Annotated in this window: 19 protein-coding genes and 1 pseudogene; 12 read left to right on the top strand and 8 right to left on the bottom strand. The window is 62.5% G+C overall.

The features are described from left to right. Positions 1 to 7 precede the first annotated feature (7 nt). The 3 genes from M1D88_RS19915 (at position 8) to M1D88_RS19905 (ending at position 5,399) form a co-directional block, all read left to right on the top strand. Positions 8 to 2,602 (top strand): DUF4118 domain-containing protein, encoded by a 2,595-nt coding sequence (locus M1D88_RS19915; RefSeq protein ID WP_458112435.1) that lies wholly within the window; start codon positions 8 to 10, stop codon positions 2,600 to 2,602. After that, positions 2,602 to 3,285: a response regulator gene (locus M1D88_RS19910; RefSeq protein WP_458112434.1), complete on the top strand. Its 684-nt coding sequence runs from the start codon at positions 2,602 to 2,604 to the stop codon at positions 3,283 to 3,285. The genes M1D88_RS19915 and M1D88_RS19910 overlap by 1 nt, the downstream gene beginning before the upstream one ends. 137 nt (positions 3,286 to 3,422) lie before the next feature. Further along, complete coding sequence (locus M1D88_RS19905) at positions 3,423 to 5,399, top strand: amino acid transporter (RefSeq protein ID WP_458112433.1); 1,977 nt, start codon at positions 3,423 to 3,425, stop codon at positions 5,397 to 5,399. 98 nt (positions 5,400 to 5,497) lie between these two features. Here the strand turns inward: M1D88_RS19905 and M1D88_RS19900 are convergent, their stop codons facing one another. Together M1D88_RS19900 and M1D88_RS19895 are read right to left on the bottom strand one after the other, a co-directional pair. Next, positions 5,498 to 6,247, bottom strand: coding sequence for an SDR family NAD(P)-dependent oxidoreductase (locus M1D88_RS19900; protein WP_458112432.1), 750 nt, complete (start codon positions 6,245 to 6,247; stop codon positions 5,498 to 5,500). 20 nt (positions 6,248 to 6,267) lie between these two features. Further along, complete coding sequence (locus tag M1D88_RS19895; RefSeq protein WP_458112431.1) at positions 6,268 to 7,146, bottom strand: fumarylacetoacetate hydrolase family protein; 879 nt, start codon at positions 7,144 to 7,146, stop codon at positions 6,268 to 6,270. 205 nt (positions 7,147 to 7,351) lie between these two features. Here M1D88_RS19895 and M1D88_RS19890 point away from each other — a divergent pair, with 205 nt between their 5' ends. The 7 genes from M1D88_RS19890 (at position 7,352) to M1D88_RS19860 (ending at position 14,686) form a co-directional block, all read left to right on the top strand. After that, complete coding sequence (locus M1D88_RS19890; protein WP_458112430.1) at positions 7,352 to 8,746, top strand: L-fuconate dehydratase; 1,395 nt, start codon at positions 7,352 to 7,354, stop codon at positions 8,744 to 8,746. Next, the gene (locus M1D88_RS19885; protein WP_458112429.1) at positions 8,739 to 9,053 is read left to right on the top strand and encodes an L-rhamnose mutarotase; all 315 of its coding nucleotides are present in this window, start codon (positions 8,739 to 8,741) and stop codon (positions 9,051 to 9,053) included. Before M1D88_RS19890 ends, M1D88_RS19885 begins: the two co-directional genes overlap by 8 nt. Next, entirely contained in the window at positions 9,050 to 10,060 is a 1,011-nt protein-coding gene (locus M1D88_RS19880; RefSeq protein ID WP_458112428.1) for an aldo/keto reductase, read from the top strand. Before M1D88_RS19885 ends, M1D88_RS19880 begins: the two co-directional genes overlap by 4 nt. Then, entirely contained in the window at positions 10,057 to 11,034 is a 978-nt protein-coding gene (locus M1D88_RS19875; protein ID WP_458112427.1) for an amidohydrolase family protein, read from the top strand. The genes M1D88_RS19880 and M1D88_RS19875 overlap by 4 nt, the downstream gene beginning before the upstream one ends. Next, the gene (locus M1D88_RS19870; RefSeq protein ID WP_458112426.1) at positions 11,031 to 12,563 is read left to right on the top strand and encodes a sugar ABC transporter ATP-binding protein; all 1,533 of its coding nucleotides are present in this window, start codon (positions 11,031 to 11,033) and stop codon (positions 12,561 to 12,563) included. The genes M1D88_RS19875 and M1D88_RS19870 overlap by 4 nt, the downstream gene beginning before the upstream one ends. Further along, entirely contained in the window at positions 12,560 to 13,597 is a 1,038-nt protein-coding gene (locus tag M1D88_RS19865) for an ABC transporter permease (protein ID WP_458112425.1), read from the top strand. Before M1D88_RS19870 ends, M1D88_RS19865 begins: the two co-directional genes overlap by 4 nt. 93 nt (positions 13,598 to 13,690) lie before the next feature. Then, positions 13,691 to 14,686, top strand: coding sequence for a substrate-binding domain-containing protein (locus tag M1D88_RS19860; protein WP_458112424.1), 996 nt, complete (start codon positions 13,691 to 13,693; stop codon positions 14,684 to 14,686). Positions 14,687 to 14,877: 191 nt separating this feature from the next. Here the strand turns inward: M1D88_RS19860 and M1D88_RS19855 are convergent, their stop codons facing one another. Together M1D88_RS19855 and M1D88_RS19850 are read right to left on the bottom strand one after the other, a co-directional pair. Beyond that, positions 14,878 to 18,351 (bottom strand): DUF7507 domain-containing protein, encoded by a 3,474-nt coding sequence (locus M1D88_RS19855; protein ID WP_458112423.1) that lies wholly within the window; start codon positions 18,349 to 18,351, stop codon positions 14,878 to 14,880. 625 nt (positions 18,352 to 18,976) lie between these two features. After that, positions 18,977 to 19,648, bottom strand: a complete 672-nt coding sequence (locus M1D88_RS19850; RefSeq protein ID WP_458112422.1) for a FadR/GntR family transcriptional regulator — start codon at positions 19,646 to 19,648, stop codon at positions 18,977 to 18,979. Positions 19,649 to 19,737: 89 nt separating this feature from the next. On the opposite strand from M1D88_RS19850, the gene M1D88_RS19845 reads away from it, so the two are divergent. Then, the gene (locus M1D88_RS19845; RefSeq protein WP_309108795.1) at positions 19,738 to 20,082 is read left to right on the top strand and encodes an ArsR/SmtB family transcription factor; all 345 of its coding nucleotides are present in this window, start codon (positions 19,738 to 19,740) and stop codon (positions 20,080 to 20,082) included. Beyond that, the gene (locus tag M1D88_RS19840) at positions 20,079 to 21,092 is read left to right on the top strand and encodes a cation diffusion facilitator family transporter (RefSeq protein WP_458112421.1); all 1,014 of its coding nucleotides are present in this window, start codon (positions 20,079 to 20,081) and stop codon (positions 21,090 to 21,092) included. The genes M1D88_RS19845 and M1D88_RS19840 overlap by 4 nt, the downstream gene beginning before the upstream one ends. On the opposite strand, the gene M1D88_RS19835 is transcribed toward M1D88_RS19840, so the two are convergent. The 4 genes and pseudogenes from M1D88_RS19835 to M1D88_RS19820 form a co-directional block, all read right to left on the bottom strand. Further along, positions 21,037 to 21,546, bottom strand: a complete 510-nt coding sequence (locus M1D88_RS19835) for a MepB family protein (RefSeq protein WP_458112420.1) — start codon at positions 21,544 to 21,546, stop codon at positions 21,037 to 21,039. The two genes, M1D88_RS19840 and M1D88_RS19835, sit on opposite strands and share 56 nt — an antisense overlap. A gap of 95 nt (positions 21,547 to 21,641) precedes the next feature. After that, positions 21,642 to 23,183 (bottom strand): amino acid permease, encoded by a 1,542-nt coding sequence (locus M1D88_RS19830; RefSeq protein WP_458112419.1) that lies wholly within the window; start codon positions 23,181 to 23,183, stop codon positions 21,642 to 21,644. Between the two features lie 49 nt (positions 23,184 to 23,232). Then, positions 23,233 to 23,457: pseudogene (gene aspA / locus M1D88_RS19825) on the bottom strand (aspartate ammonia-lyase); the annotation flags it as partial. Beyond that, positions 23,424 to 24,509, bottom strand: coding sequence for an asparaginase (locus tag M1D88_RS19820; protein WP_458112418.1), 1,086 nt, complete (start codon positions 24,507 to 24,509; stop codon positions 23,424 to 23,426). The gene M1D88_RS19820 and the pseudogene aspA, both read right to left, overlap by 34 nt. Between the last annotated feature and the right edge of the window lie 9 nt (positions 24,510 to 24,518).

The following is a 24,518-nucleotide window of genomic DNA, read 5'->3' as shown; positions in this document are numbered from 1 at the left end:
TGTGAGGATGTCACGGGGCTCTCTTCGCATTTTCCTGGGCGCAGCTCCAGGTGCCGGCAAAACGTATGCCATGTTGCAGGAAGCCCACCAGCTCCTGGCAGCCGGACGGGATGTTGTGGTGGCCATCGCGTATGACAAGGGCCGGCCGCAGACGCAAAAGCTTTTGTCCGGACTGGAAGTCATACCGGCCGCTGCCGGATCAGGGGGTGTGCAACAGGATGCGGACTTCGCGGAAATGGACGTCGACGGCGTCCTGGCCCGCCATCCGGAGGTCGCAATCGTTGATGAGTACGGTCATAACAACGCGCCCGGCAGCCGTAACGAAAAGCGCTGGCAGGACGTGGAGGAGCTCCTGGCCGCCGGCATCGATGTCCTTTCGACCGTGGATATCCAGCAGCTGACGTCGCTAGGTGATGTGGTGGCCGCCATAACCGAGGTTCCCCGGCCGGAAACGGTGCCCGATGAGGTGGTGCGGAGGGCCGACCAGATCGAGCTGGTTGATGTTTCACCCGAGTTGTTGCGGCAGCGGTTGACTGAAGGAAACGTCTATCCGCCGGACATGATCGACACTGCGCTCGCTAACGAGTTCAGGCTCGGAAACCTCTCGGCCCTGCGGGAGATCGCCCTCATCTGGCTTGCCGACAGGGTGGATGAAGGACTCGCGAAGTACCGGGAGGTGGAGGGCATCCGCACCAGCTGGCCCGCACGCGAACGCGTGGTTGTCGGACTCAGCGGAGGCCCCGAGGGGGAAGTACTTATCCGCCGCGCATCCAGAATCCTGTCCAGGGTCAGCGGCGGCGATCTGCTGGCGGTTCATGCCCGCCGTGCTGACGGTGCTGCCACAGCATCTTTGCATGACTTGGAGATCCAGCACCGCCTGGTGACAGAACTCGGCGGAAGCTACCACACCCTGGCCGTTGATGACCCGGCCGACGGGTTGCTTGAGTTTGCCCGAGACGTGAACGCCACCCAGATCGTGGTGGGCGTTTCCCGCGGTTTCAAAAGGTTCCTGGGCGGCGGCGTGGCGGCCAAGGTGGTCCGGGACTCAGGTGACATTGATGTCCACATGGTGTCGCATCCCTGGGCTCCGCGGTCGCTGCCACGGCGGGTGCCCGGACTACTGGGCCGGACCAGAACGGGTCTGGGTTTTGTGCTGGCGGTTCTTCTGCCGGTCCTGGCCACCGCGTTGATGTCCCTTGGTCCGGAGCTGAACCTTGCCACACACGTTCTGGTCCATCTGACGGGCGTTATTGCCGTGGCGTTCATCGGAGGCCTGTGGCCGGCAGTGGTTGCCGCCATTCTGGATTCTCTCTTGATCAACTACTTTGAGACGGGTCCCGTAGGCACGTTCAGCATCGATGATCCCCAGAACCTCTTTGCCCTTGGGGTGTTCCTGGGGGTGGCAGTGGCGGTGTCCCTGGTGGTGGGCATCTCCGCGAAACGCTCGCGTGAGGCTGCCCTCGCCCGTGCGGAGGCCGCCACTCTTGCTGATTTGGCGCGCGGTGCCCTCCTTGCCGACGACACCGTCGGGGCATTCCTTGAAAAAGTCCGGGAAACCTTCCGTGTCCGGTCCGCTGGGCTCTTCACGAGACGGGCCGCTGCGGGCCAGGAGGGGTGGGAGTTGAAGGCCTATGCAGGCGAGTCCCCGCCCCTCCCTCCAGGAACGCCGGATTCCAGTACTGACACTACCGAACTGGCTGATCCGTTGACCGCCGTCGTCGTCTCCGGCCGAACGCTCACAGCGGGAGAGCGCCGCCTGCTGTCAGCCCACGGGGCCCACCTTCTCCTGCTGCAACAGCGGCAGGCGCTTAAGCGCAGCCTTGAGCAGACGACGAAGCTTGCCGAGGGAAACAAGATCAGGACTGCCATCCTGCGTGCCGTCAGCCATGACCTGCGGACACCGCTGGCAGGAATCAAACTGGCAGTCACCGCCCTCCAGCGGCAGCACGCCCGGCTGCCCGAGGAGGTCCAGGCCGAGATGCTGCAGACGATCGACTCGTACTCGGACCGCTTGGATGCCCTCATCGGCAATCTACTGGACATGTCCAGGATATCCAGCGACGCGATCGCGCCCCACACCGCTCCAGTCACTTGGCGCGACGCCATCGAAGACTCACTGCGGGGAATATCCGCGGGACGCTTGCGGGTGGAACTGGCCCCGAACATGCCGGCGGTTGACGCCGATCTGGGCATGCTGGAGCGGGTCGTCGCCAACATCGTGGAGAACGCCCTCAAATACGCGCCCGACTCCGACGTCGTCATCCTGGGACCCTCGAGCGCTTCCGTGGTTGGCACGGTCGATGGCCGGCCGTGCGGTGAGCTGCGGATTGTGGACCACGGCCAGGGCGTCCCGGCCACAGACGTCATTGCCATGTTCCAGCCTTTCCAGCGCCTCGACGACGCACCGGAAGGCCTCGGAATCGGACTCGGTTTGGCCGTTGCCAAAGGTTTCACCGAAGCGATGGGCGGAACATTAACGGCAGAACCAACGCCGGGAGGCGGGCTCACCATGATCATCCGCCTCCCCCTCTCTGCCGGGGCCGGAACCTCTGCCGGGCCAGGGACGATGGGACCAACCGCCCACGAATCCGGAGGTGCCTGATGAGAACAGTCCTTGTGGTGGATGACGAACCGCAATTGCTCCGCGCACTCCAGGTCAACCTGCAGGCGGAGGGATATCAGGTGCTGGTTGCCCTGGACGGAATGACAGCCCTCCAGCATGCGGAAAACCACCATCCTGACCTCATCGTCCTTGACCTGGGACTGCCCGATATCAACGGCGTGGACATCATCACCAAGGTCCGCCGCACGTCCGGCACACCCATCATCGTGCTGTCCGCCAGGCATGGATCCGAGGACAAAGTACGAGCCCTCGACGCCGGGGCGGATGACTATGTCACCAAACCCTTCGGCCTCGACGAACTCCTCGCACGGCTGCGCGTCGCGGAACGGCGCCTCACGGCCTCCGACGGCGGTGAACAGGTCAGCGTCGTTGACGCCGGCGGTTTCAGTGTTGACCTGATTAACCAGAAGGTCACCCGCGACGGCGAACTGGTGCGGCTGACTCCGCGGGAGTGGGCAATTCTCCAGCTCCTGGTCCGCAACCCTGGCCGCCTTATCACCCAGCAGCAGATGCTGAAAAAGATCTGGGGTCCCGCGTATGGGAGTGAAACCCAGTACTTGCGCGTCTATATGGGACAACTCCGCCGCAAGCTGGAAGACGATCCCGCCCGGCCCACGCACCTGCTCACCGAGGCCGGCATGGGATACCGCTTCGAGCCCTGACCGGGCTACCGGTGTTCTGATTATGCAGGCGTAAAGGATTCATCAAAAAAATCCCCTTTCCGGAATTTCGGTTCCAAGCCGCTGGTAGTTTCGGCTCCGGTCGCGGTGCCGTTGTGCGCCGCACGGAAAGGAAACCAGTGACCACTTTGAGCAGGCCTCCGGCGGACCCCTCGCCCTCCAGGCAGGTGGGCAAAGCAGCAGTGAAAAGTTGGCTGCTGTTCGGGCTCCAGGACAGTAAAGGCAGCCACCAGGGTCCAGGCGGGGTGACCTCGCGCCAGGAAAAGAAGCATCCCTGGTGGCAGGTGATGTGCCTGACAGGTGTGGACTACTTCTCCACCCTTGGCTATCAGCCGGCCATTGCTGCCCTAGCTGCCGGTGTTATCTCTCCGCTCGCCACACTCGTGCTGGTAGCGGTCACCCTCTTCGGCGCATTACCTGTCTACCGTCGCGTCGCCGGAGAAAGCCCTCGCGGGGAGGGGTCCATCGCGATGCTTGAGCGCCTGCTGCCACGCTGGGGCGGCAAGCTCTTCGTCCTTGTTCTCCTGGGGTTTGCTGCCACCGATTTCATGATCACCATGACGCTCTCGGCCGCTGATGCCAGCGCTCACCTGATTGAGAACCCGATCGTCCCTGACTGGCTTCATGGACAGAACGTCCTCGTCACGCTCTTCCTGCTCGCTCTGCTGGCAGCGGTGTTCCTGCGCGGATTCAAGGAAGCCATCAACGTCGCCGTCGTCCTCGTCATCATCTATCTGGGCCTCAATGCAGTGGTCGTGGCAGTAACGATTGTTGGCGTCATCAACCATCCCGTCGCCGTCGGTGACTGGTGGGCAACCCTGTGGACGTCCCATGGCAACCCGCTGATGGCCGTCGCCGTCGCACTGATTGTGTTTCCGAAGCTGGCACTCGGGCTATCCGGCTTCGAAACCGGGGTGGCCGTCATGCCCCAGGTCCGGGGAGATGTGGATGACACCGAGGAGAACCCAACCGGGCGCATCCGGGGAACGCGGCGGATGCTGACCACCGCCGCGGTGATCATGAGCACGTTCCTCATCACCACCAGCTTCATCACGGTGGTGCTCATCCCGGAGCAGGAATTCCAGGACGGCGGCCAGGCGAACGGCCGGGCCTTGGCCTACCTCGCGCACCAATATCTCGGCCTCGGATTCGGTACCGTCTACGACATCAGTACGATCGCGATTCTGTGGTTCGCAGGCGCCTCGGCGATGGCCGGGCTGCTGAATCTGGTCCCCAGGTACCTGCCGCGGTATGGCATGGCACCTGAGTGGGCAAAAGCAGTCCGTCCACTGGTGCTGGTGTTCACGTTGGTCGGCTTCCTGATCACCTACCTCTTTGAGGCCGACGTCGACGCCCAAGGCGGCGCCTACGCCACCGGTGTGCTGGTGCTGATGACCTCGGCAGCAGTGGCCGTCACCCTTTCCGCCCGGCGGCGGAAGGAGCGCAAACAAACGATCGGCTTCGGGACCATCGCTGTGGTGTTTACGTACACAACCGTGGCGAACATTATTGAACGGCCTGAAGGCATCAGGATCGCCGGGGTGTTCATCCTGGGCATCATCGTTGTGTCCCTGCTATCGCGTGTCCGTCGTTCCTTCGAGCTGCACGCCACCCGTGTCCACCTTGACCAGGAGGCACTGGAGTTTATGTCCTCCAACCTGGACGGGCCCATAACGATCATCGCCCACGAGCCGCTCCGGACATCCGCCGAGGCGTACAGGGACAAGCTCAGGTCCGCTATCGAGGTCAGCCACCTTCCCCTGGCACACGAGGCCCTCTTCTTGGAAGTGATCGTTGACGATTCCTCCGACTTTGAAACAGAACTCCACGTCCGCGGGATTGTCCGTCACGGCTACCGCATCCTGGAGGTCCACGGCCCGGTGGTCCCCAACACCATCGCCTCCGTACTCTTCCATATCCGCGACGCAACAGGTTTGATGCCGCACGTCTACTTCCGTTGGACTGAAGGAAACCCCGTTGCGAACCTGCTGCGCTTCCTGTTCCTGGGCGAGGGTGAGATTGCCCCCGTCACGCGCGAGGTGTTGCGCGAAGCGGAGCCTGACGTTAGCAAGCGACCTTGGGTGCACGTGGGCTGACGCTGCGGAAAGTGCGTCCGGAGGCTGCTGCTCCCTGTAGCTCGTCGGGATTCTCGTGGTCGCCTACACCTTCGCGGCCACCATCTATCGTCGCAAGATCAGCTGAGCGGCCTGAGCCGCAGTCCCTGCATGCCGCCGTCGACCGCCAGGGCCGTGCCGGAGGTTGACCCCGAGCGGGGGCTTGCCAGGTAAGCCACAGCCTCAGCCACTTCCTCCGCGGCCACGAGCCTGCCATGCGGCTGGCGTGCGTTGAGAGCGGCCCGCTCGGCGTCAGGATCGGCAGCCTGGCTTAGCAGCCGGGAGACCCAAGGTGTGTCCACTGTCCCAGGGTTCACGCAGTTCACGCGGATGCCTTCACGGATGTGATCGGCAGCCATGGCCAGTGTCAAGGACAGGACTGCGCCTTTCGATGCCGAATAGAGGGCCCGCTGGGGGAGCCCTGCGGTGGCGGCGATGGAACAGGTGTTGACGATGGCTGCTGCAGGCGATTGGCGCAGGTGGGGGAGGGCCGCGCGGGTCACCCTGGCGACCCCCACCACGTTGATGTCCAGCACCCGCGCCCATTCGTCGTCGCCGTTCGCGGCAATGTCACCCATGGCTCCGATGCCCGCGTTGTTGACCACGATATCCAGCCTGCCGAAGCGGGCGGTGACGCTTTCGACGGCGGTCCGCACCGAAGCGTCGTCCGCAACATTGCATTCAATTCCGAAATGCGGCGTGGCGTCAGGATTCAGATCCAGGACTGCTACCTGGGCGCCGCCAGCCGCGAGCCTGTCCGCGACTGCCGCCCCGATCCCCGACGCTCCTCCGGTGACGAGGGCCACCAGGCCTTCAAATTCGCTGTTCACTGCACTGTTTCCTAACGTAGTCACTGCCCTGCACCCTGCCGGTAAAACTCCTGGCGCTGCCGGCCCAGTCCTTCTATGTCGAGCTCTACTACATCCCCTGGCTGGAGGAACGGGAAGCGGCCCGACAACGCCACTCCCTCCGGGGTACCGGTGAGGATCACGTCGCCCGGCTCCAGGAGCATGTACTGGCTGAGATGGTGCACCAGGGTAGCCACGTCAAAGATCAGATCCGCGGTTGAAGAATCCTGACGGACGTCACCATTGACCAGGGACCGCAGCCTCAGCCGGCCGGGATCGATCTCATCCGCAGGAACAAGCCAGGGACCCAGTGGTGTGGAGGCTGGCAGGGATTTGCCCTTGGTCCATTGACCGGCCGCGCCGGGCAACTGGTAATCGCGCTCGGAGAGATCATTGGCGACGACATATCCTGCGACGTAATCCATGGCATCGGCGGGGTCAGCAAGGTAGCTGGCCGCCCGCCCGATAACCACTCCGAGTTCAACTTCCCAGTCGTATTTTGCGGACGACGGCGGGATGGGGGCAGCGTCGAATGGTCCGCTGATGGTGTTTGACGGTTTGAGGAACACCACTGGAATCTCCGGCGGCGCCGCACCTGATTCGGCAGCGTGGGCAGCGTAGTTCATGCCTATGCAGACGATGGCGCCGGGGCGGGCGACCGGTGCTCCGACCCGAAGGCCCGCTGCGGAAATCTCAGGCAGAGTCCCGGCAGCGAGGGCGTGCCGAGTGCGGGAGATGCCCTCGTTTGCCAGGAAGACGCCGTCGACGTCCTGGGTCAGTGGCGCCAGGCTGAAGTATTTTTCGTCCCCGTTGGCGTCAGTGGTGACCACCGCCGGCTCTTCTTTGCCGGGTTCGCCCAAACGGACCAGCTTGATATTCATAATCTCCTCTGACTTTTGGCGCAAGGTGTGCCGCTAACATCCGAGCTTTTGCTCCGGCCCTTCCCTAATACTACGCAATAGTTACCCATTGACAAGTGAAACATCGGATGTTTAGGTTAATTCCAGATCCCCGACCCGGCAGCTTGGTGATGTGCCCGGTCGGCCACGAAGCGCCCCTTCCGGCCGCTGTACAGTCAGGAGCATTATGAGCGTCATAACGGCGGTAGAAACCTTTGATATCCGCTTCCCCACGTCCCAGGAACTGGACGGCTCCGACGCCATGAACCCGGATCCCGATTACTCAGCGGCCTACCTGATCATCAGCACAGATGCCGGCGATGGCCTGGAGGGACACGGCTTCGTGTTCACCATCGGGCGCGGCAATGAAGTCGAGGCCGCAGCCATCGACGCGTTGCGTCCCCACATTCTGGGCCGGAACGCCGAGGAATTGCTCGCGGACATGGGCGGGACCTGGAACCTCCTGGTCCACGACTCCCAACTGCGGTGGCTGGGCCCGGAAAAAGGCGTGATGCACATGGCGATCGGCGCCGTGGTGAACGCCCTGTGGGACCTTAAGGCCAAGCGTGCGGGGCTTCCGCTCTGGGAGTTGCTGGCATCCTTGAGCCCGGAGGAGATCGTAGCCCTGGTTGACTTCCGTTACCTCAGTGATGCGCTGACGCCGGAGGAAGCGCTGGAGATATTGCGCCGTGCCGAGCCGGGCAGGGCTGAACGGCACGCCAGGCTCCTTGCCGAGGGCTACGCCGGCTACACCACAACACCGGGATGGCTGGGGTACAGCGACGAGAAGCTTTCACGCCTGGCCAAGGAAGCTGTTGCTGACGGCTTCACCCAAATTAAGCTCAAAGTGGGTGCCTCGCTGGAGGATGACATCCGACGTGTGCGTGTAGCCCGCGAGGCCGTGGGTTCTGACATCAAGATTGCCGTCGACGCCAACCAGCGGTGGGACGTTCAGGAAGCCATTGACTGGATGGCACATTTGGCACCCTATGACATCGCGTGGATTGAGGAACCCACCAGCCCGGACGACATTCTGGGACACGCCGCCATAGCCCGGGGTGTTGCACCAATCCCGGTTGCCACCGGTGAACACGTGCAGAATCGGGTCATGTTCAAGCAGCTTCTGCAGGCCGGTGCCATCGAAGTGCTCCAGCTTGACGCTGCACGGGTGGCGGGAGTGAACGAGAACATCGCCATCCTGCTGCTGGCCGCGAAGTTCGGTATCCGGGTCTGTCCGCATGCAGGCGGGGTTGGCCTTTGCGAGGCCGTTCAGCATATTTCAATGTTCGATTTCATTGCTGTCTCCGGAGAAAAGGGCGACCGTATGATTGAATTTGTGGACCACCTCCACGAGCATTTCATCACCCCCGTGGATGTCCGCGGAGGCTGCTACTGGCCGCCCTCAGCACCCGGCGCCGGCGCGGAAATGCACCGGCAAACATTGACTACGTTCAGCTTTCCCGACGGCGCCACCTGGAGCGGCAACGCCGCGGACGGTCACCAGCCTGCCGGTCACCACCCGACCGATCACTTGCCCCCCGAGCGGGAGCTGGCTCTCAAAGAGGCCGCGGCTGATGCCTGAGACTATCGTTCTGCACACCAGGCTGAAGCCGGGAGCAGCACAGGCCTATGCTGGCGCGCACGCTGCCATCCCGGCAGAGCTGGTCACTGCCTTGAAGGATGCAGGCGTCGCCAATTGGCGCATCTGGCGCAGCGGCCTGGAACTGATTCATGTGGTGGAAGTAGAGGACTACAAGGCCATGCGTAAAGCCCTTGCCCAGCACCCTGTCAACCTCGCGTGGCAAGCCCGCATGGCTGAGTTGCTGGAGATCGAAGACGATTACACCGGCAACGATTCAGGTGTTCCGCTGGTCTGGGAGCTGCCATGAGCGCGAACCTTTCTTCCGCAGCCGGCAGGCCGCAAGCCGGCCCCCTGCAACTCGGCAGGCTGGGCTATGGGGCCGCCGGGCTTGGCAATCTCTACCGTGCAATGTCCGACAACACTGCCGGGGCGATCACACAGGCAGCCTGGGACGCCGGCATCAGATACTTCGATACGGCCCCGCACTACGGCCTGGGCTTGTCCGAACACCGTCTCGGGGCTTTCCTCCAAGGTAAGCCCAGGCAGGAATTCGTCATCTCCACCAAGGTCGGGCGCCTCCTTGTACCAAAGCAGGGTGTGACCGCCGGTGAGACCGACGCGGCCGTGCCACGCGACCCGGAGGGCTTTGACGTACCCGCAGCGAGCCGGCGTGTCTGGGACTTCACTGAGCGTGGTATCCGGCGGAGCATCGAGGAATCGCTGGAACGTCTGGGCTTGGACTACGTGGACATCGCCTACCTTCACGATGCCGATATCCATGACCTCGCCGGAGGAATCAGCGATGGACTTCCTGCTCTTGAAAAGCTCCGTTCTGAAGGGCTGGTACGCGCCATCGGTGTGGGGATCAACTCGGCTGAAGCCGCCCTTGAATGCGTGGAGGCTGCCGATCTGGACCTCGTGATGCTGGCCGGCCGGTACACCCTTCTGGAGCAGCCCCAGGTGCCCCTCTTGGAGCGATGCGTAGAGAAGAGCACCGGAGTAGTCAACGTCGGAGCCTACAACTCCGGGATACTGGCCCGGCAGGATATTCCCGCTGACGCCCATTACAACTACGGGCAGGCACCGCACGAGCTGCTGGAACGCGCTCGCCAACTGGCAGTCATCTGCGCCAGCTATGGAGTGGAACTGCCGACGGCGGCCCTCCAGTTCGGCCTGCGCCACCCCGCCGTTGTCAATGTGACGGTCGGGGCAACGTCGCCTGAACAGATCCGAGACAGTGCCAATCGGATGGAAGAAGAGGTCCCGGAGGAACTTTGGGCGGAACTTTCACAGCGGAGGTTGATCCCGGCATGATCGATTCGCATCTTCATCTCTGGGAACTGCCACCTGCCGCCGACCAGCCGGTCGAGCCAGGGGCGCCGCGGCGCCCGTACTCATGGCTCGGTCCTCAGCATGGTTCCCTCTTCCGCAGCTACGGCGAAGCGGAGGCACAGGAAACACTGGTTGACGCCGGTGTCAGCGGAGCGGTGCTGGTGCAGGCAGACGACGCCATCTCTGATACAGAATTTATGCTGGCCGCAGCTGACCGCAACGACTGGGTGCTCGCCGTCGTCGGCTGGATCCCTTTGGAACAGCCTGAGCAGGCGGAGGCCGCGCTGGAACGGCTGGGCCAGAACCCGAAGTTCCGTGGAGTCCGCCACCTCGTCCACAACGACCCGCGGGATGACTTCCTGGAGTTGCCTGAGGTGAGGGAATCGCTGAAGCTGCTGTCCGCCAAGGGACTGACCCTGGACGTCCCGGACGCCTATCCCCGGCACCTGCAGCGTGCCGTTGACCTTGCCAGGGACCTTCCTGAACTCACCGTGGTCCTGGATCACCTAGGCAAACCGCCGCTCTCGGGCACCGTCACCTCCGGAGGCAACGGGTCATGCGGTGAGTTGGAGCGCTGGCGCCGCGAGTTCCGGGCTCTGGCTGAGTTGCCCAACACGGTAGCCAAGGTCTCGGGGCTGCACTTGCCAGGACTGGAATACACGGCCAAGGCATTACGTCCCCTTTGGGAAGAGGCGCTCGTAGCTTTTGGACCCGAGAGGCTGATGATCGGCATGGATTGGCCGGTCAGCACGCTCGGAGCGCCCTACCGCCGCACAGTGGAGGTACTGCTCGAACTGGCTGCCGACCTGGGCCCCGCCGAGCGGCACGCTTTCCTCGAAGGCACCGCGGCCCGTACTTATGGACTGGAAAACTCCGGGCTGCCTGCATCGTCAGTGGAAGCAACCACCCCGGAAACGGAATCAACATTAACCAGGCAGGACGAGGTGAAAGCATGACGGCGAATCAGACACCACTGTTGTCCGTGCACGGCGTGGAGAAGAGCTTCCCCGGGGTCAGGGCACTGCACAACATGCATTTGGACCTTCGGCGCGGTGAAGTGCTGGCTCTTGTGGGCGAAAACGGTGCAGGCAAATCCACCTTGATGAAGCTGCTTTCCGGCATCTACGTCCCGGATGAGGGAACGTTTGAACTCAACGGTGTGGCCTTTACGCCTACCGGACCTAAGCATGCCCAGGAGCTGGGCATCAGCATCATCCATCAGGAGTTCAACCTGATGGCCGACCTGACCGTCGCCCAGAACATCTACATCGGCCGGGAACCCCGCCGCTTTGGGATGCTCAGTGAGCGGGCACTGAACCGGAAGACCCAGGACCTGTTCGACCGGATGAGCCTCAAGCTGGATCCAAGGGAGCGCTGCGGTGATCTGACGGTGGCCAAACAGCAAATGGTGGAGATCGCCAAGGCCTTGAGTCATGACTCCAAGGTGATCATCATGGACGAGCCCACCGCGGCCCTGAACGATGCCGAAGTGGCCACCCTGCATGAACTGATCCGCGGATTTGTCTCGCCGGAGACGGGAGTCATCTACATTTCGCACCGAATGGATGAACTCAAGCAGATTTCCCAGCGCGTTACCGTTATCCGCGACGGCGAGTACGTGGACACTGTGGACACCGAAAAAACCAGCATGCAGGAGGTCATCTCGCTGATGGTGGGACGTTCGATTTCCGGTGACCAGCGCCCGCCGGCCGACGCTGCAGACCACGCGGACGACGTCGTACTTTCCGTTGAAGGGCTCACTACCTCTTCCCTCCTGAAGAGTGTCAGCTTCGCGCTCCGCAGGGGCGAGATCCTGGGATTTGCCGGACTCATGGGCGCCGGACGAACCGAAGTTGCGAGGGCACTGGTGGGCGCGGACAAGGCCAGCTTCGAACACCTTAAAGTGAACGGGGCCGACGTCCAGATTCCCAACCCGGCCGTAGCGGCGAAGCTGGGCATCGGTTACCTCTCGGAGGACCGAAAGCATCTGGGTCTCATGCTGGAGCGCGATGTGAAGGAAAACATCATGCTCTCCTCGCTTGTGGAGAACTCGGCGGGCGGCTTTATCAAGGACGCTGCTTTGCGCCGCACCGCCGACGAATACGCCCGCAAGCTCCGGATCAAAACGCCGTCCATCAGGCAGCTGGCCCGCAACCTCTCGGGCGGCAACCAGCAGAAGGTAGTTATCGCCAAATGGCTCGTGAAGGACTGTGACATCCTCATCTTCGATGAGCCCACCAGGGGCATCGATGTCGGAGCCAAAGACGAGATCTACAAACTCCTCAACGAACTTGCGGCCGAAGGCAAGGCGATCATCATGATCTCCTCGGAACTGCCCGAAGTCCTCCGCCTGTCCCACCGGATCGCCGTTATGTGCGAAGGGCGGATCACCGGCTTCCTCAATAACGCAGAAGCCACCCAGGAAAACATCATGGAACTTGCCACCCGGCGCGTCTCCATCACCACAGGAGCACCAACCTCATGAGCATTGTAGAAACCCCCACACCGAAAGAATCAAAGGTGTTGACGGCGCCGTCTTCACCGCCACGCGGCCAAGGCCTCTCCCTGCGGCTGCGCTCGTCCCTGCAGCAGCTCCTGGCCTTCGGCTCGCTGATTGTCCTGGTGGTATTCTTCGGCGTCATGAACGCCCGGTTCCTGCTGCCGGGCAACCTCTCGGACATCCTGCTTTCCACGGTGGTCATCGGGCTCCTTGCCCTCGGTGCGACGTTCGTCATCGTCACTGGCGGGATCGATCTCTCCGTGGGCACCGGCATGAGCCTGTGTTCTGTGATGGTTGGCGTCGTGCTGACGTATCTGGGCCTGCCGATATGGGCCGGTATTGTGGGTGGCATCCTGATGGGAGCAGTGATCGGGGCCGTAAACGGCTTCCTCATTTCCTTCCTGAAAATCCCACCATTCATCGCCACCTTGGCCACCATGCTCGTCTGCCAGGGCATGGCGCTGGTGGTTTCCGGAACCAAGCCCATCTATTTCACAGGTACTGAGGGTTTCGCCAACCTTGCCCTTGGCAAACCCATTGCCGGGCTGGTCATTCCCAACGCTGTCTTCATTTTCTTCGGAGCGGCAGCACTGGCCGGCGTGGTCATGAGCAAGACCCTGTTGGGCCGCTACACCTTCTCCATCGGCTCCAACGAGGAAGCGACGGCGCTCTCGGGCATCAACGTCCGCAGCTGGAAGCTCTGGATCTACACAGCCGCAGGAGCCTTCACCGGGCTGGCCGGCGTGATCATCGCTGCAAGGCTCAACTCAGCCCAGCCAGGACAGGGCATGGGGTATGAACTCCAGGCGATTGCCGCCGTCGTGATCGGTGGGACGTCCTTGGCCGGAGGCAAGGGCTCCATCGTCGGCACGGTCATTGGTGCCCTCATCATGTCCGTCCTCACCAACGGCCTGCGCGTCATCTCGGTGCCGCAGGAGTGGCAGAACGTGGCTATCGGCGTTGTGATCCTGGTGGCTGTCTACCTGGACATGCTTCGCCGGAAGGAGGCCGCCAAGTAGCGTCTTCAACCGGTCCGGACCAGACTGCCCCTCCAGCACCGTCCCCCTTCTTCCCATACCTTTCCAACCAGAAAAACAACGGAGTTTTCATCCATGAACAAGTCAACTTTTGACCGGCGCAGTTTCCTCACCCTGTCGGGTCTGGCCCTCGGCGTCGTAGCCATCGCAGGCTGCGAGGCTCCCGCCGGCACGCCCGGTGCCACCGCCAGCAATGGCGCCAAGCCCTATATCGCCATCGTCTCCAAAGGCTTCCAGCACCAGTTCTGGCAGGCCGTGAAGCAGGGCGCTGACAAGGCAGCAGCAGAGCTCGACGTCGAAATCACCTTTGAAGGTCCCAACACCGAAAAGGACGTGGACCAGCAGATCCAGATGCTGACGACCGCTCTCGGCAAGTCACCCGCCGCCATTGGTTTCGCCGCCCTGGACTCCCAGGCAGCCACCCCGTTGCTGGAGCAGGCCAAGAGCAAGAACATTCCTGTGGTTGCCTTTGACTCCGGCGTTGAATCCGACATCCCGGTGACCACCGCCTCAACGGACAACAAGGCTGCTGCGGCCGAGGCCGCCAAGCACCTCGCGGAGCTCATCGGCGGGAGCGGCGACATTGCGATCATCGGCCACGACCAGACTTCCAAGTCCGGTACGGACCGCCGCGACGGCTTCAAGGAATACATCGAAAAGAACCACCCGAACATCAAGATTGTGGCCATCCAGTACGCCGGTGGCGATCAGCTCCTTTCAGCCGACGCAGCCAAGGCCATTGTCACGGCCAACCCCAATCTCAAGGGCATGTACGGCACCAATGAGGGTTCGGCCATCGGCGTCGTCAAGGCGGTTGAAGAACTGGGCCTCAAGGGCAAGCTGACTATCGTCGGCTTCGATTCAGGCAAGGCCCAGATCGATGCCATCCGGTCCGGCCTCATGGCTGGCGCCGTCACGCAGAACCCGGTGGGAATCGGGTACGAAACAGTGAAGGCTGCCGTAGCCGCCCTCAAGGGCGAAAAACTGGAGAAGATCATCGACACCGGCTTCTACTGGTACGACGCCAAGAACATCGATTCGGACGAGATCAAGCCGAACCTCTACCAGTAGCGGTTCTCTTCCTCTTCCCTCTGCTGCGGCCGCCCATCCTTGGATGGGCGGCCGTTTGCGTTTCTCCCTGCTATCGGTCTGACATGCGGATCAGGTCTGCTTACCGGGAACAGACGAAAGCGGCGCCGGGCGGGTTGTCCCGGGCGCCGCTTTCTGGTCTCAGTTCTCGGTCTCAGAGAGAGCTGTACCTCTTATTGAATTGATCGGCGACGTACCTTGCTGACCGTCATCGCTCCTCCGCCAAGAAGAACCAGCAGGAGCGCGCCCAAGGCGAGCGGTCCGGCGTCGAGCCCCGTGTTCGCCAGGTTGCCTGCAACGTTCACTGCCGAGACAGGTGCCTGAGTGGACAGCTTCGCCGTCGAGGAAGCCGAGCTGATCGCTGGTCCTCCAGGTGTGGTGCCGGTACCTGTTGCGGTGTTGGTGATGGTGCCGGTGTTGAGGTCTGCCAGGGTGACCGTGTAGGTGGCCGTGCAGGTGACGCTCATTGCCGGTGACAGCGAGGCCGCTTCTGCGGGGCAGGTCACTGCGGAGAGGTCACCTGTTCCGGTGAATTCACCTTCTACTGCAGTGACATTGGTCAGGGTGACGTTGCCGGTGTTGGTGAGGAAGAACGAGTACGTGAGTACCTGGCCGGCTGTTGTTGCCTGGTCCGTGCTTGCTGTCTTGAGCACGGTCATGGCGGGCGCGTTCGGGGTGGGAACGGTTACTCCTGACGGCGGTGAGACCGGCGGGGGAGTGGTTCCCGGCGGAACGCCGGTGGCCGTGGCGGTGTTGGTGATGGAGCCGGCGTCGACATCTTCCTGGACAACCGTGTAGGTGGCGGTGCAGGTGATGGCGGCGGCCGGTGCCAGTGAAGCTGCTTCTGCCGGGCAGGTGACGTCGCTGAGTTCGCCGGCGCCGGAGAAGTTGCCTTCGTTGACGGTGACGTCCTTAAGCGTGACGTTGCCGGTGTTGGTGACCAGGAACGAGTACGTGATGTTCTGGCCCACCACGAGGTCCGCCTGGGCGGCTTCGTCAGCGGTTTTCACTACTGTGATGGCCGGTGCCGGCGGTGCCGGAACAGTGACTTCCGACGGCGGGGAAACCGGCGGGACCGGGAAGCCTTCGGGCGGGGTGCCGGTACCGGTGGCGGTGTTGGAGATCGAACCGGCATCGACGTCGTCCTGCGTGGCCGTGTAGGTGGCGGTGCAGGTGACGGTTGCTGCCGGGGCGACCGGGCCTGCCGGGCAGACCGCGACCGGGGCGTTGCCCGTTCCGGTGAATTCGGTTTCATCGATACGGATATCGGTCAGGGGCACATTGCCGGTGTTGGTGAACGCGAACGAGTACGTGATGATCTGTCCCGGTTCGATGTTCTCCATCGCGGCCGCGTCGGCTGATTTGACCAGGTTGACGCCTACAGCGACCGGCGCGTTGGTGACTGCACAGGTGAACGCTGCCGCCTCCGGAACCGTGAAGGTCCATGGCCCGGTGCCCTCAGCCGGTACGGTGTCGCCGGTTACGGTGTTCGTGCAGGTTACGGTCGCGCTGTAGGCGTTGATCGCGCTGGCCGAGCCTGCCGCCATGGCATCAGTGATGGTGTAGGTTGCGCCCTGGGACACCGGCTGGTCAGTGGTGCTGACTGTTGTGGCCGTGCCCGTGGTGGTGGCTGAGGTCAGGACAGTACCGCCGCTGTTTTCCAGGGCCACGGTGAACTGGTCCGCAGGAGCCTGACGGCCCTCAACGGTCTTGGACACCGTGAGGGTCGGGATCGGCGCCAGAGCACAGCGTGCACCGTCATTGCCGCCGGAGGCAGGACCTGTGGAAAGCGGTACCAGCTGAGCTGTGGTGACGTTGATGCGGGAGATGTTTCCGGTGGGGTTGTCCGATGCGTAGAGGTATCCGGACGCGTCGACATAAACGGCGCCGACAAGAAGTCCGGTCACCGGTTCCCCTGCAGGGGTAGTCAATACAGAATCGATGGTCTGGGTTCCGGTTGCGGGGTCGAATTTGACCAGGATGCTATTTCCAGCGGCGTCTGTTCCGACGCTGTAGAAGGCGCCGTTGGTGAATCCCCAGTCGGCTCCCGGGAACAGGCCGCCGGTCAGTCCCTTGGTGCCTGAGCTGAGCACGGTGCCATAGGTTGCCGAACCCGGGGCGAGGTCAATCTCAAAGTACTCAGAGGGGCTCGCGCTTGTGGTAATCCAGTAGTGGCCCGCAGCGTCGAAGTCTCCGACGTTGAAACCGGCGCCGCCGGTGCCGGCAGGAATGCCGAGATCGGTCAGTGATCCGTTGGCGCCGATCCTGACAAGGTGGCCGTCGCCGGCAATCCCATAGAAGTAGTCATCCAGGGTGTTGTAACCAACGCCGTTCACCGCCCGGGGAAGGTTGAACGCTGTTGAGTACGCGCCGGAAACCAGGTCGACCTGCTGGACCAGGTGGGGACCGGCTAGGCCGGCCGGGCTCTGGAACAGGTAGCCGGACGCGTCACAGGCCCAAGGCTGCTCAACGAACGCGACAGTGGATTCCCCTGGAGGGTTGATTCCGACGCCGGTGATGTTGGAGGGGCCGTTGGTGAAGGAGCCGGCCGCGGTGGCGGTCACGTTGACGGTGACCGTGCAGGAAGCCATGCCTGCATCCAGGTTTCCGGTCACGGCCACAGACGTCGCGCCGGCGGGGGCTGTCACAACTCCTGCCGGGCAGGTGGTGGCCGCAGCGCCGTCCGCGACAGTCAACCCCGCCGGAAGAGCATCGGTGAAGGACCAGCCGTTCTTGGCAGCGAGTTCATCTGTATTGGTCAGCGTGAGCGTCAGCGTCGAGGCCGCACCAACGGGTACGGACGCGGGGCTAAAGTACTTATCCAGCTGCGGAGTGACATCCAAAACCTGGATGTTGTCGAAAGCATGGTCATTTCCGGTTCCCGAGCCGTTGTTGTTGATCATGCGGATACCCATGGACGTACCGCTGACCAGAACTGATCCGTTCGAGGTGGTGGTGCCAACGTTGATGGAATTGGCGCGCGTGACCCCGACTGCTGGCGCAGCCACGGTGCTGGTGCCGACGCAGGCATTAACGGGAGATCCTGCAGGGTTTGCCGTCCCGCTACTGTCAATCAGCTGAAACTGAAGCAAGGGAGCGGATACGCCACAGTTCACGGCTGCAACATCAGCCCTGAAAGCCACAAAGCGGCCGTTTCCGGTAAAGGGGATGTTCGTGGCTGTTTGAAACTCCACCTGGCCGGCCCCTGGGTTCCCGGCGGTATAAGCAGAGACTGCAAAGTTGGACGCGGAATCCGAAGCTCCGGCGAAAATGCCCAATGCTTGACTGAGCTGTTGAGCGCTGTTCCAGGAACCCTGAGAACCGTTGCAGTCGGCGATCTGCGCTGCAGCTGCGGTGTCCTGGGTTGATGAAGCGATCCAGCCGTTACAGTCGGCAAGCCAGGACGGGGCAGCAGTGTAGGCCTGACCCGATACGCCCACGTACTGGTTGAGGCGTTGGATAGGAGCCGGGCCGGGGACGTTCTGGAAGTCCTCGCTGTAGATGACGGTGGAAGCCTGTGGAGTGCCGGGACTTCCCGGAACGGTTGCTGCCTGGACAATGCTTGCCGTCCCGGCAAAAGAAAAAGCGAGGAGCCCTGTAACAGCAACAATGGCTGTGACCGGCTTGCCCCCGCTTCGTTGTGACATCCAACGGCTTAACGAGCCCGGATTCTTACCTTGCTGTGTCAACGGCGATACCCCCTGGTAGACGGACAGGGTCAGACCTTGACCCTAAAAGACTTGAGTCGCAGCCGACAGCGCCTATCCAGCACATGGTTGCTCCCCCAATGCTAAATACTATGTTGCAATTCTCTTATGTCAACAGCCGGTCAATAACCGTGTGTAGAAGTGTCACAATTGAATTATCAGGTTGCTTATTAGCGGCGATCGCAGGATAAATAAAGGAAAGTTCACTTACTAATTCGTCAGTGTTGATGCGTGAATAGCAGGGGCTAATTTCTTCTGCCTACCCTGGACACTCCGCAGGAATCCACTGCTGGAATGCGCCTGCGTTATTGTTCACAAGGGCACGGCCAAGGGAACTCCGAGTCGCCCGGAATGAGGGTAGCAGTTGCCGGAAACGTTGGTTTACGGCATGGTTTTGGTGGTGAATTCAGGGGGCAAAGCATGCAAATTAGCAGCGGTTTTCCTCGCATTGACAGGATCGCTTGAGCGGCTTTTGGGGCAAGGTAAATAAAAGCTGCCCTGACCGGAGATGAGGTAGGCGGAGGGAATCAGAGTTCATGAGAAATTTCCGTCCGGGAAGCTTTCGCTACAAAGCCTGCCTCAGCCAACTCTCAACACCGCTGATGTGAACGGTGACCAGGGCCCTTACCAGTTCCGCGTCCCCGCGCGCCAGGGCGTCGGCGATGGCTTTGTGCTCTGCAAGGGTATGCGCAACCGCACGGTCCTGGGTCAGTCCGCGCCAAATGCGTGCCCGCACTGTGCTGCCGGACAAGGCATCCAGGAGGCTTTCCAGGTATGCATTTCCCGCTGACCTGCTGATGATGCGATGAAACTCGAGGTCGTGGGCCACCAGTTCCTCTACGTCCGTATGCTCGTCAATTCCGTCCATCGTGGCACTGAGCTCCAACAGTTCGGCGCCGCTTATTTTGCTTGCCGCGATGAAGGCCGTGGCCGGCTCAAGGATACGTCGGACCTCGAAGAGCTCAAGAATTGATTTGTCCTGATGGAGCTCCACGACGAAAGCCAGGGCCTCGTTCAGGAGTTTCGCGTCCAGGCTGGTGACGTAGGTGCCGTCCCCACGCCGCACGTCCAGAACGCGTATCAGCTCCAGGGCCTTGACGGCTTCCCGCAGGGAACTGCGTGACAGGCCGAGGCGGTCGCTGAGCTCCTTCTCCGGCGGCAGCCGGTCGCCTGCTTTGAGCTCGCCCCGCAGAAGCATTTCTTTGATTTTGTCGATCGCCTCGTCAGTCACAGCCATGGGACCATCTTACCGGGATTCATCGGATGTTTCGGGCCGACGGATCTATTTCCTTTGGCTGGAGTGGCGGTCTGTGGCAGTATCTGCATATGAATGCAGATAAGCAGTCTTGCACCTTCGACGTCGACAGTCCTTATGTTGAGTTGGCAGTGGAAGTCTTCTCCATGTTGGCAGACGCCACGAGGGTTCGGCTTATCCTTGCCCTCAGGGAAGGCGAGATGCCGGTGAACGCCTTGGCAGAAAAAGTTGGCAAACCCGCCGCCGCCGTCTCGCAGCACTTGGCGAAGATGCGTCTGGTGGGCATGGTCACGACGCGTCAAGAGGGCACCAAAGTCTACTACCGCATGCAGAACGGCCATGCGCGGCAACTGGTGGTGGACGCTGTTCATCAGGCGCAGCATTCGCTTGGCACGGCCCCCCACCACGGCGCATGAGCGGCTCGGACCAGGCCCTCGGCGGGCACGAACACGAGCATGGCCATGGCCACGAGCACAGCCACGAGCACAGCCATTCGCACGGCCGTGGCCTGAAGGGCTGGCTGCGGGAAGCGTTCGTCCCTCACTCGCACGATGCCGCGGATTCCATTGATAACGCTTTGGAATCGAGTGCACAGGGGATCCGTGCGGTCAAGATTTCCCTGCTGGGCCTCGGTGCCACCTCACTGTTCCAACTGATTATTGTGTTGGTCAGCGGATCGGTTGCGCTCTTTGCCGACACTGTCCACAATTTTTCCGATGCTCTGACCGCTGTGCCCTTGTGGATCGCTTTCCTGCTTGGCCGCCGCAAACCAACCAAGACGTATACCTACGGCTTCGGTCGGGCTGAGGACCTTGCCGGACTCTTCATTGTTGCCATGATCGCCCTTTCCGCCGTCGTTGCGGCCGTCGAATCCATCCGCCGCTTCTTCGAGCCGCAGCCGGTCCAAAACCTGGGCTGGGTCCTGGCAGCCGGGCTGGTGGGCTTTGCAGGCAACGAGTTGGTGGCGCTGTACAGGATCCGCGTCGGCCGCCGGATCGGTTCCGCGGCCCTGGTGGCGGACGGTGTGCATGCCCGCACAGACGGGTTTACGTCCCTCGCCGTAGTGGCGGGAGCGATTGGCATCTGGCTCGGTTTCCCCCTAGCGGACCCTATCGTAGGGCTGCTGATTTCCGCGGCCATCGTGGTGCTGTTGTGGGGGACCGTCCGCGACGTCGGCCGTCGGCTGATGGACGGAGTGGACCCCTCGCTGACTGACAGGGTAGCTACGGTTGTGCGGCAGCATGCCCCGTCAGGAACTGCCCGGCTGCGCTGGTCAGGCCATCACCTGAACGCCGAGGTCACTATTCCTGCCGCCGCAGCCACCAGCCTCCATGAGTTCAGCCTCCATACGGCAAAGCTCGAGCGGGATCTCAGGGCTGCCCTGCCTCAAATCCATTCCCTGACGGTGGTTCCCCGGGTGCAGTAGCCGGTGAGTCAAAGAACTCCGACTGCCAGCGCTGGGTGGCCTGTGCTTGCCGACTGGTGGGTGCGGTCCAGGGCGGGTATATACGAAACGCCCGCTTGCCGCCGAGCTTGCCTTGTGAGACGACCCCGCGCTTGATCAGGGCTTCCTGCGGGAAGACGAACTGCCCGGAATTTACCGAATCCCCGACGCTGACAACAAACAGGTCCACCCCGTCGCTTACGTCAAAGGGCCGGATGGGTTGTCCCGGCCCCGGTGATCGCTGCCAAAGCGTCACGAACTGGCCAATCTTTGTCGGGGTGGTCTTGGCGATGCGGAAAACCACGGACTGATCATTGAGGGAAAACGTGTAGGCGCCGTATTCCTGACTCTCCGGCTCTGCCTCGGGCGTCGAACAGCGGTAACCGCGGGAACGATAATCCGCAATGGTGCTCAGGAGCTCAGGCGGCACAGTCACCCGCCAATACTATCCGCCCGCAAAACGACGACGGCGGCACCTGAGGTTCCGTAGAACAGAATCTAAGGTGCCGCCGTCGGACTTAACCGGAGGGGCTAGATACGGTCTTCCGCGCCGCGAGCCGGGAGGTTGGCCACCACCGGGGACATACCGGTGTAGCCCTCGCGGGCTTCAGCGATCTCATGAATCTGCTTCCGGCACGCGTACCAGCCAACCACCATCAGGGCGCAGGCGACGAGCGTGACCAGGAGGGTCAGCGGTGAGTCGATGAAGACCATGACCAGGACCCCGACGAGGAACAGGAGGGAGAGGTATCCGGTGTAGGGCGCTCCGAACATCCGGAAGGAGGGGCGTTTGAGCCAGCCCTTGTCTGCCCAGCGCTTGAGCTGCATCTGGCACAGCACGATCGTGGCCCAGGTAACGATGATGCCGACGGAGGCGACGTTCAGGACGATTTCGAAGGCATCGGAAGGGACGAGGTAGTTCAGCGGAACGCCCAGGAGCGAAACACCGGCAGTGATGGCGATGCCGCCGTACGGGACGCCAGCCTTGTTCATGCGCTGGGCGAATTTAGGGGCGGAGCCGGCGACGGACATGGAGCGCAGGATCCGGCCCGTGGAGTAGAGCCCGGCGTTCAGGGATGACAGCGCGGCGGTGAGGACCACGAGGTTCATGATGACGTCCACGCCCTGGATGCCAATGGAGCCGAAGAAGGTCACGAAGGGGCTGACGCCCTTTTCGTAGGCAGTGAAGGGCAGCAGCAGCGCGAGCAGGATGACGGAGCCGACGTAGAACACTGCGATGCGGAAGACCACGGAATTAATGGCCTTAGGCATGATCTTCTCAGGGTTTTCGGTCTCGCCTGCCGCAGTACCGACGAGCTCGATCGAGGCGTAGGCGAACAGCACACCCTGCATCAGGATGATCATGGGCAGGATGCCGTTCGGGAAGATTCCGCCGTTGTCGGCGATGAGGCTGAAGCCCACTTGCTGGCCGTCAACGGGGGTGCCGAAGATGACGAAGTAGCTGCCGATGACCAGGAACGCGACCAGGGCGGCGACCTTGATGATGGCGAACCAGAACTCCATTTCGCCGAAGACCTTCACGGAAACGAGGTTCAGACCCAGAACAACAACGAGCGCGATCAGTGCCCAGGCCCATTGTGGGACATCAGCCATCCAGGGCACGTAGTGGCCGAAGAAGTTCATGTAGAGGGCAGCGGCAGTAATGTCAACGATGGTGGTGGTGGCCCAGTTGATCCAGTAGAACCAGCCGGCGACGAACGCGGCTTTTTCCCCGAAGAATTCCCGGGCATAGGAGACGAAGGAGCCCGAGGAAGGCCGGTGCAGGATGAGTTCGCCCAGGGCCCGGAGGATCAGGAAGGCGAAGAAGCCACAGACGGCGTAGGCAATGACCAAGGACGGGCCTGCGGCGTTGAGCCGGCCACCCGCGCCGAGGAACAGGCCGGTGCCGATGGCGCCGCCGATGGCGATCATCTGGATCTGCCGCGGCTTCAGGCTCTTGTGGTAGCCCTTATCCTCGGCATGGAGCAGGCTTTCGCTGGCGTGCGCCTGGGCCGGGATGGTGTGGTCCGTGATGGCCGCTTGTTGCTCGGCGGCCACTGGGGGCTGTGTCATGGTGAGTCCTTTTCTTGAGGGAGGGACTTTTTGAGTGGAGCGATTGGGATTACTCGGGTGTGCCAGGTTGCGGGCTGGGCACTTGGTCGAGCTGCGCTTCAGTGAGCAGCCCGTGTTCAAGGACCAGCCCTACGGCGCCCTTGCTGGTGGCGAGGGCTTCCTGAGCCATTGCTGTGGCCACCGTTGCTTAGCCCGGGTACGGGTTCAGCTCGGCGACCAGCCCGATTGACTGTTCCACGGTCAATCGGAGGTATGGGGTGTTGGCGGTGTTGCCACCTGTGGGAAGAGGAAGTCTGCAGCCTGGAGAAGGCCCACCTGATGGCCGCCTCCCAGAACGGGCGCGGTGGCGATGCCTGCGAGCGGGGAGGTGTCGACGTCGAGCGCGTCCAGGACGCGCACGGTGACAGGCATACGCGCGCGGTCACCGCCGTCGGAAATTTTCACGGCAACTCCACGGCCATCCGGGAGGCCCACCAGCTGAACGCCTTCAAAGCCGTCCTTTGCTACCAGCCCGGGGACCAGCCGCATGAGTTCGGTGACGTCGCGGCCCTCGCCGGCCACCATCTCCGGATGGCGGGCCATGGCACGGGCGACGGCGGCTTCCGGGCTTCCATCCGTTGTTTCGGCCTTCCGGTGCGCTTCGGGATCTACGGCGGTTGCTGCAGCAGCCAGCCGGCCGAAGGCGCGGGCCATTCCGAGCAAGGTCAGGGGGTAAAGGGGAGTCCCGCAGCCGTCGGTGCTGATCCCTGCCGGTGCCTCGCCAGTGAGGTCTCGGATGGTATCGGCCACAAGTTTCTGGAGAGGGTGCTCCGGATCAAGGTAGCCGCGGACCGGCCAGCCATTGATCACGCACGTGGCGGCCATGGCCGCGTGTTTTCCGGAGCAGTTCTGGGCCAGCTGGCTCTTCTCCCCGCCGTTTCGAAGCCATTCCTCACGCTCAGGGGTTCCATACGGGAGGTCTGTGGTGTTTTCCAGAGCGTCCGGAGTGAGCCCGTGGAGTTCGAGGATCCTCAGGGCACCGTCCCGGTGGATAGCGGCACCGGAGTGGCTCGCAGCCGTCAGGGCCAGCAGTTCCGGGGAGATGTTGAGTCCGCCGCGGACCAAGGCAACTGCCTGTAAAGGCTTCAAGGAGGAACGCGGGTAGAAGGGTTTCAGGGGGTCCCCTGCCTCCAGCAAGGTTCCGGCGTCGGGAGCCGTTGCGATGAGGGAACCGTAGTGAACGCCTTCAACCAGACCGTCGCGCGTGAGGACCGCGAGCGGAGTGTGCCGCGGCAGCAGGAACTGCGCCGGGTCTGAGGCGTGCTGGGCTAAGGCGGGGGAGAGCATGGAGTCCTT

This window comes from Arthrobacter sp. R1-13 (genome assembly GCF_054161475.1).
Note: the sequence above shows the minus strand (reverse complement) of the source record. Positions and strands in the feature narration are given on the sequence as shown.

Coding starts and splice junctions, on each gene's coding strand:
- M1D88_RS19915 (WP_458112435.1), top strand. CDS start 8: ATGTCACGGGGCTCTCTTCGCATTTTCCTGGGCGCAGCTCCAGGTGCC.
- M1D88_RS19910 (WP_458112434.1), top strand. CDS start 2,602: ATGAGAACAGTCCTTGTGGTGGATGACGAACCGCAATTGCTCCGCGCA.
- M1D88_RS19895 (WP_458112431.1), bottom strand. CDS start 7,146: ATGAATATCAAGCTGGTCCGTTTGGGCGAACCCGGCAAAGAAGAGCCG.
- M1D88_RS19890 (WP_458112430.1), top strand. CDS start 7,352: ATGAGCGTCATAACGGCGGTAGAAACCTTTGATATCCGCTTCCCCACG.
- M1D88_RS19885 (WP_458112429.1), top strand. CDS start 8,739: ATGCCTGAGACTATCGTTCTGCACACCAGGCTGAAGCCGGGAGCAGCA.
- M1D88_RS19880 (WP_458112428.1), top strand. CDS start 9,050: ATGAGCGCGAACCTTTCTTCCGCAGCCGGCAGGCCGCAAGCCGGCCCC.
- M1D88_RS19875 (WP_458112427.1), top strand. CDS start 10,057: ATGATCGATTCGCATCTTCATCTCTGGGAACTGCCACCTGCCGCCGAC.
- M1D88_RS19870 (WP_458112426.1), top strand. CDS start 11,031: ATGACGGCGAATCAGACACCACTGTTGTCCGTGCACGGCGTGGAGAAG.
- M1D88_RS19865 (WP_458112425.1), top strand. CDS start 12,560: ATGAGCATTGTAGAAACCCCCACACCGAAAGAATCAAAGGTGTTGACG.
- M1D88_RS19860 (WP_458112424.1), top strand. CDS start 13,691: ATGAACAAGTCAACTTTTGACCGGCGCAGTTTCCTCACCCTGTCGGGT.
- M1D88_RS19855 (WP_458112423.1), bottom strand. CDS start 18,351: ATGTCACAACGAAGCGGGGGCAAGCCGGTCACAGCCATTGTTGCTGTT.
- M1D88_RS19850 (WP_458112422.1), bottom strand. CDS start 19,648: ATGGCTGTGACTGACGAGGCGATCGACAAAATCAAAGAAATGCTTCTG.
- M1D88_RS19845 (WP_309108795.1), top strand. CDS start 19,738: ATGAATGCAGATAAGCAGTCTTGCACCTTCGACGTCGACAGTCCTTAT.
- M1D88_RS19840 (WP_458112421.1), top strand. CDS start 20,079: ATGAGCGGCTCGGACCAGGCCCTCGGCGGGCACGAACACGAGCATGGC.
- M1D88_RS19830 (WP_458112419.1), bottom strand. CDS start 23,183: ATGACACAGCCCCCAGTGGCCGCCGAGCAACAAGCGGCCATCACGGAC.
- M1D88_RS19820 (WP_458112418.1), bottom strand. CDS start 24,509: ATGCTCTCCCCCGCCTTAGCCCAGCACGCCTCAGACCCGGCGCAGTTC.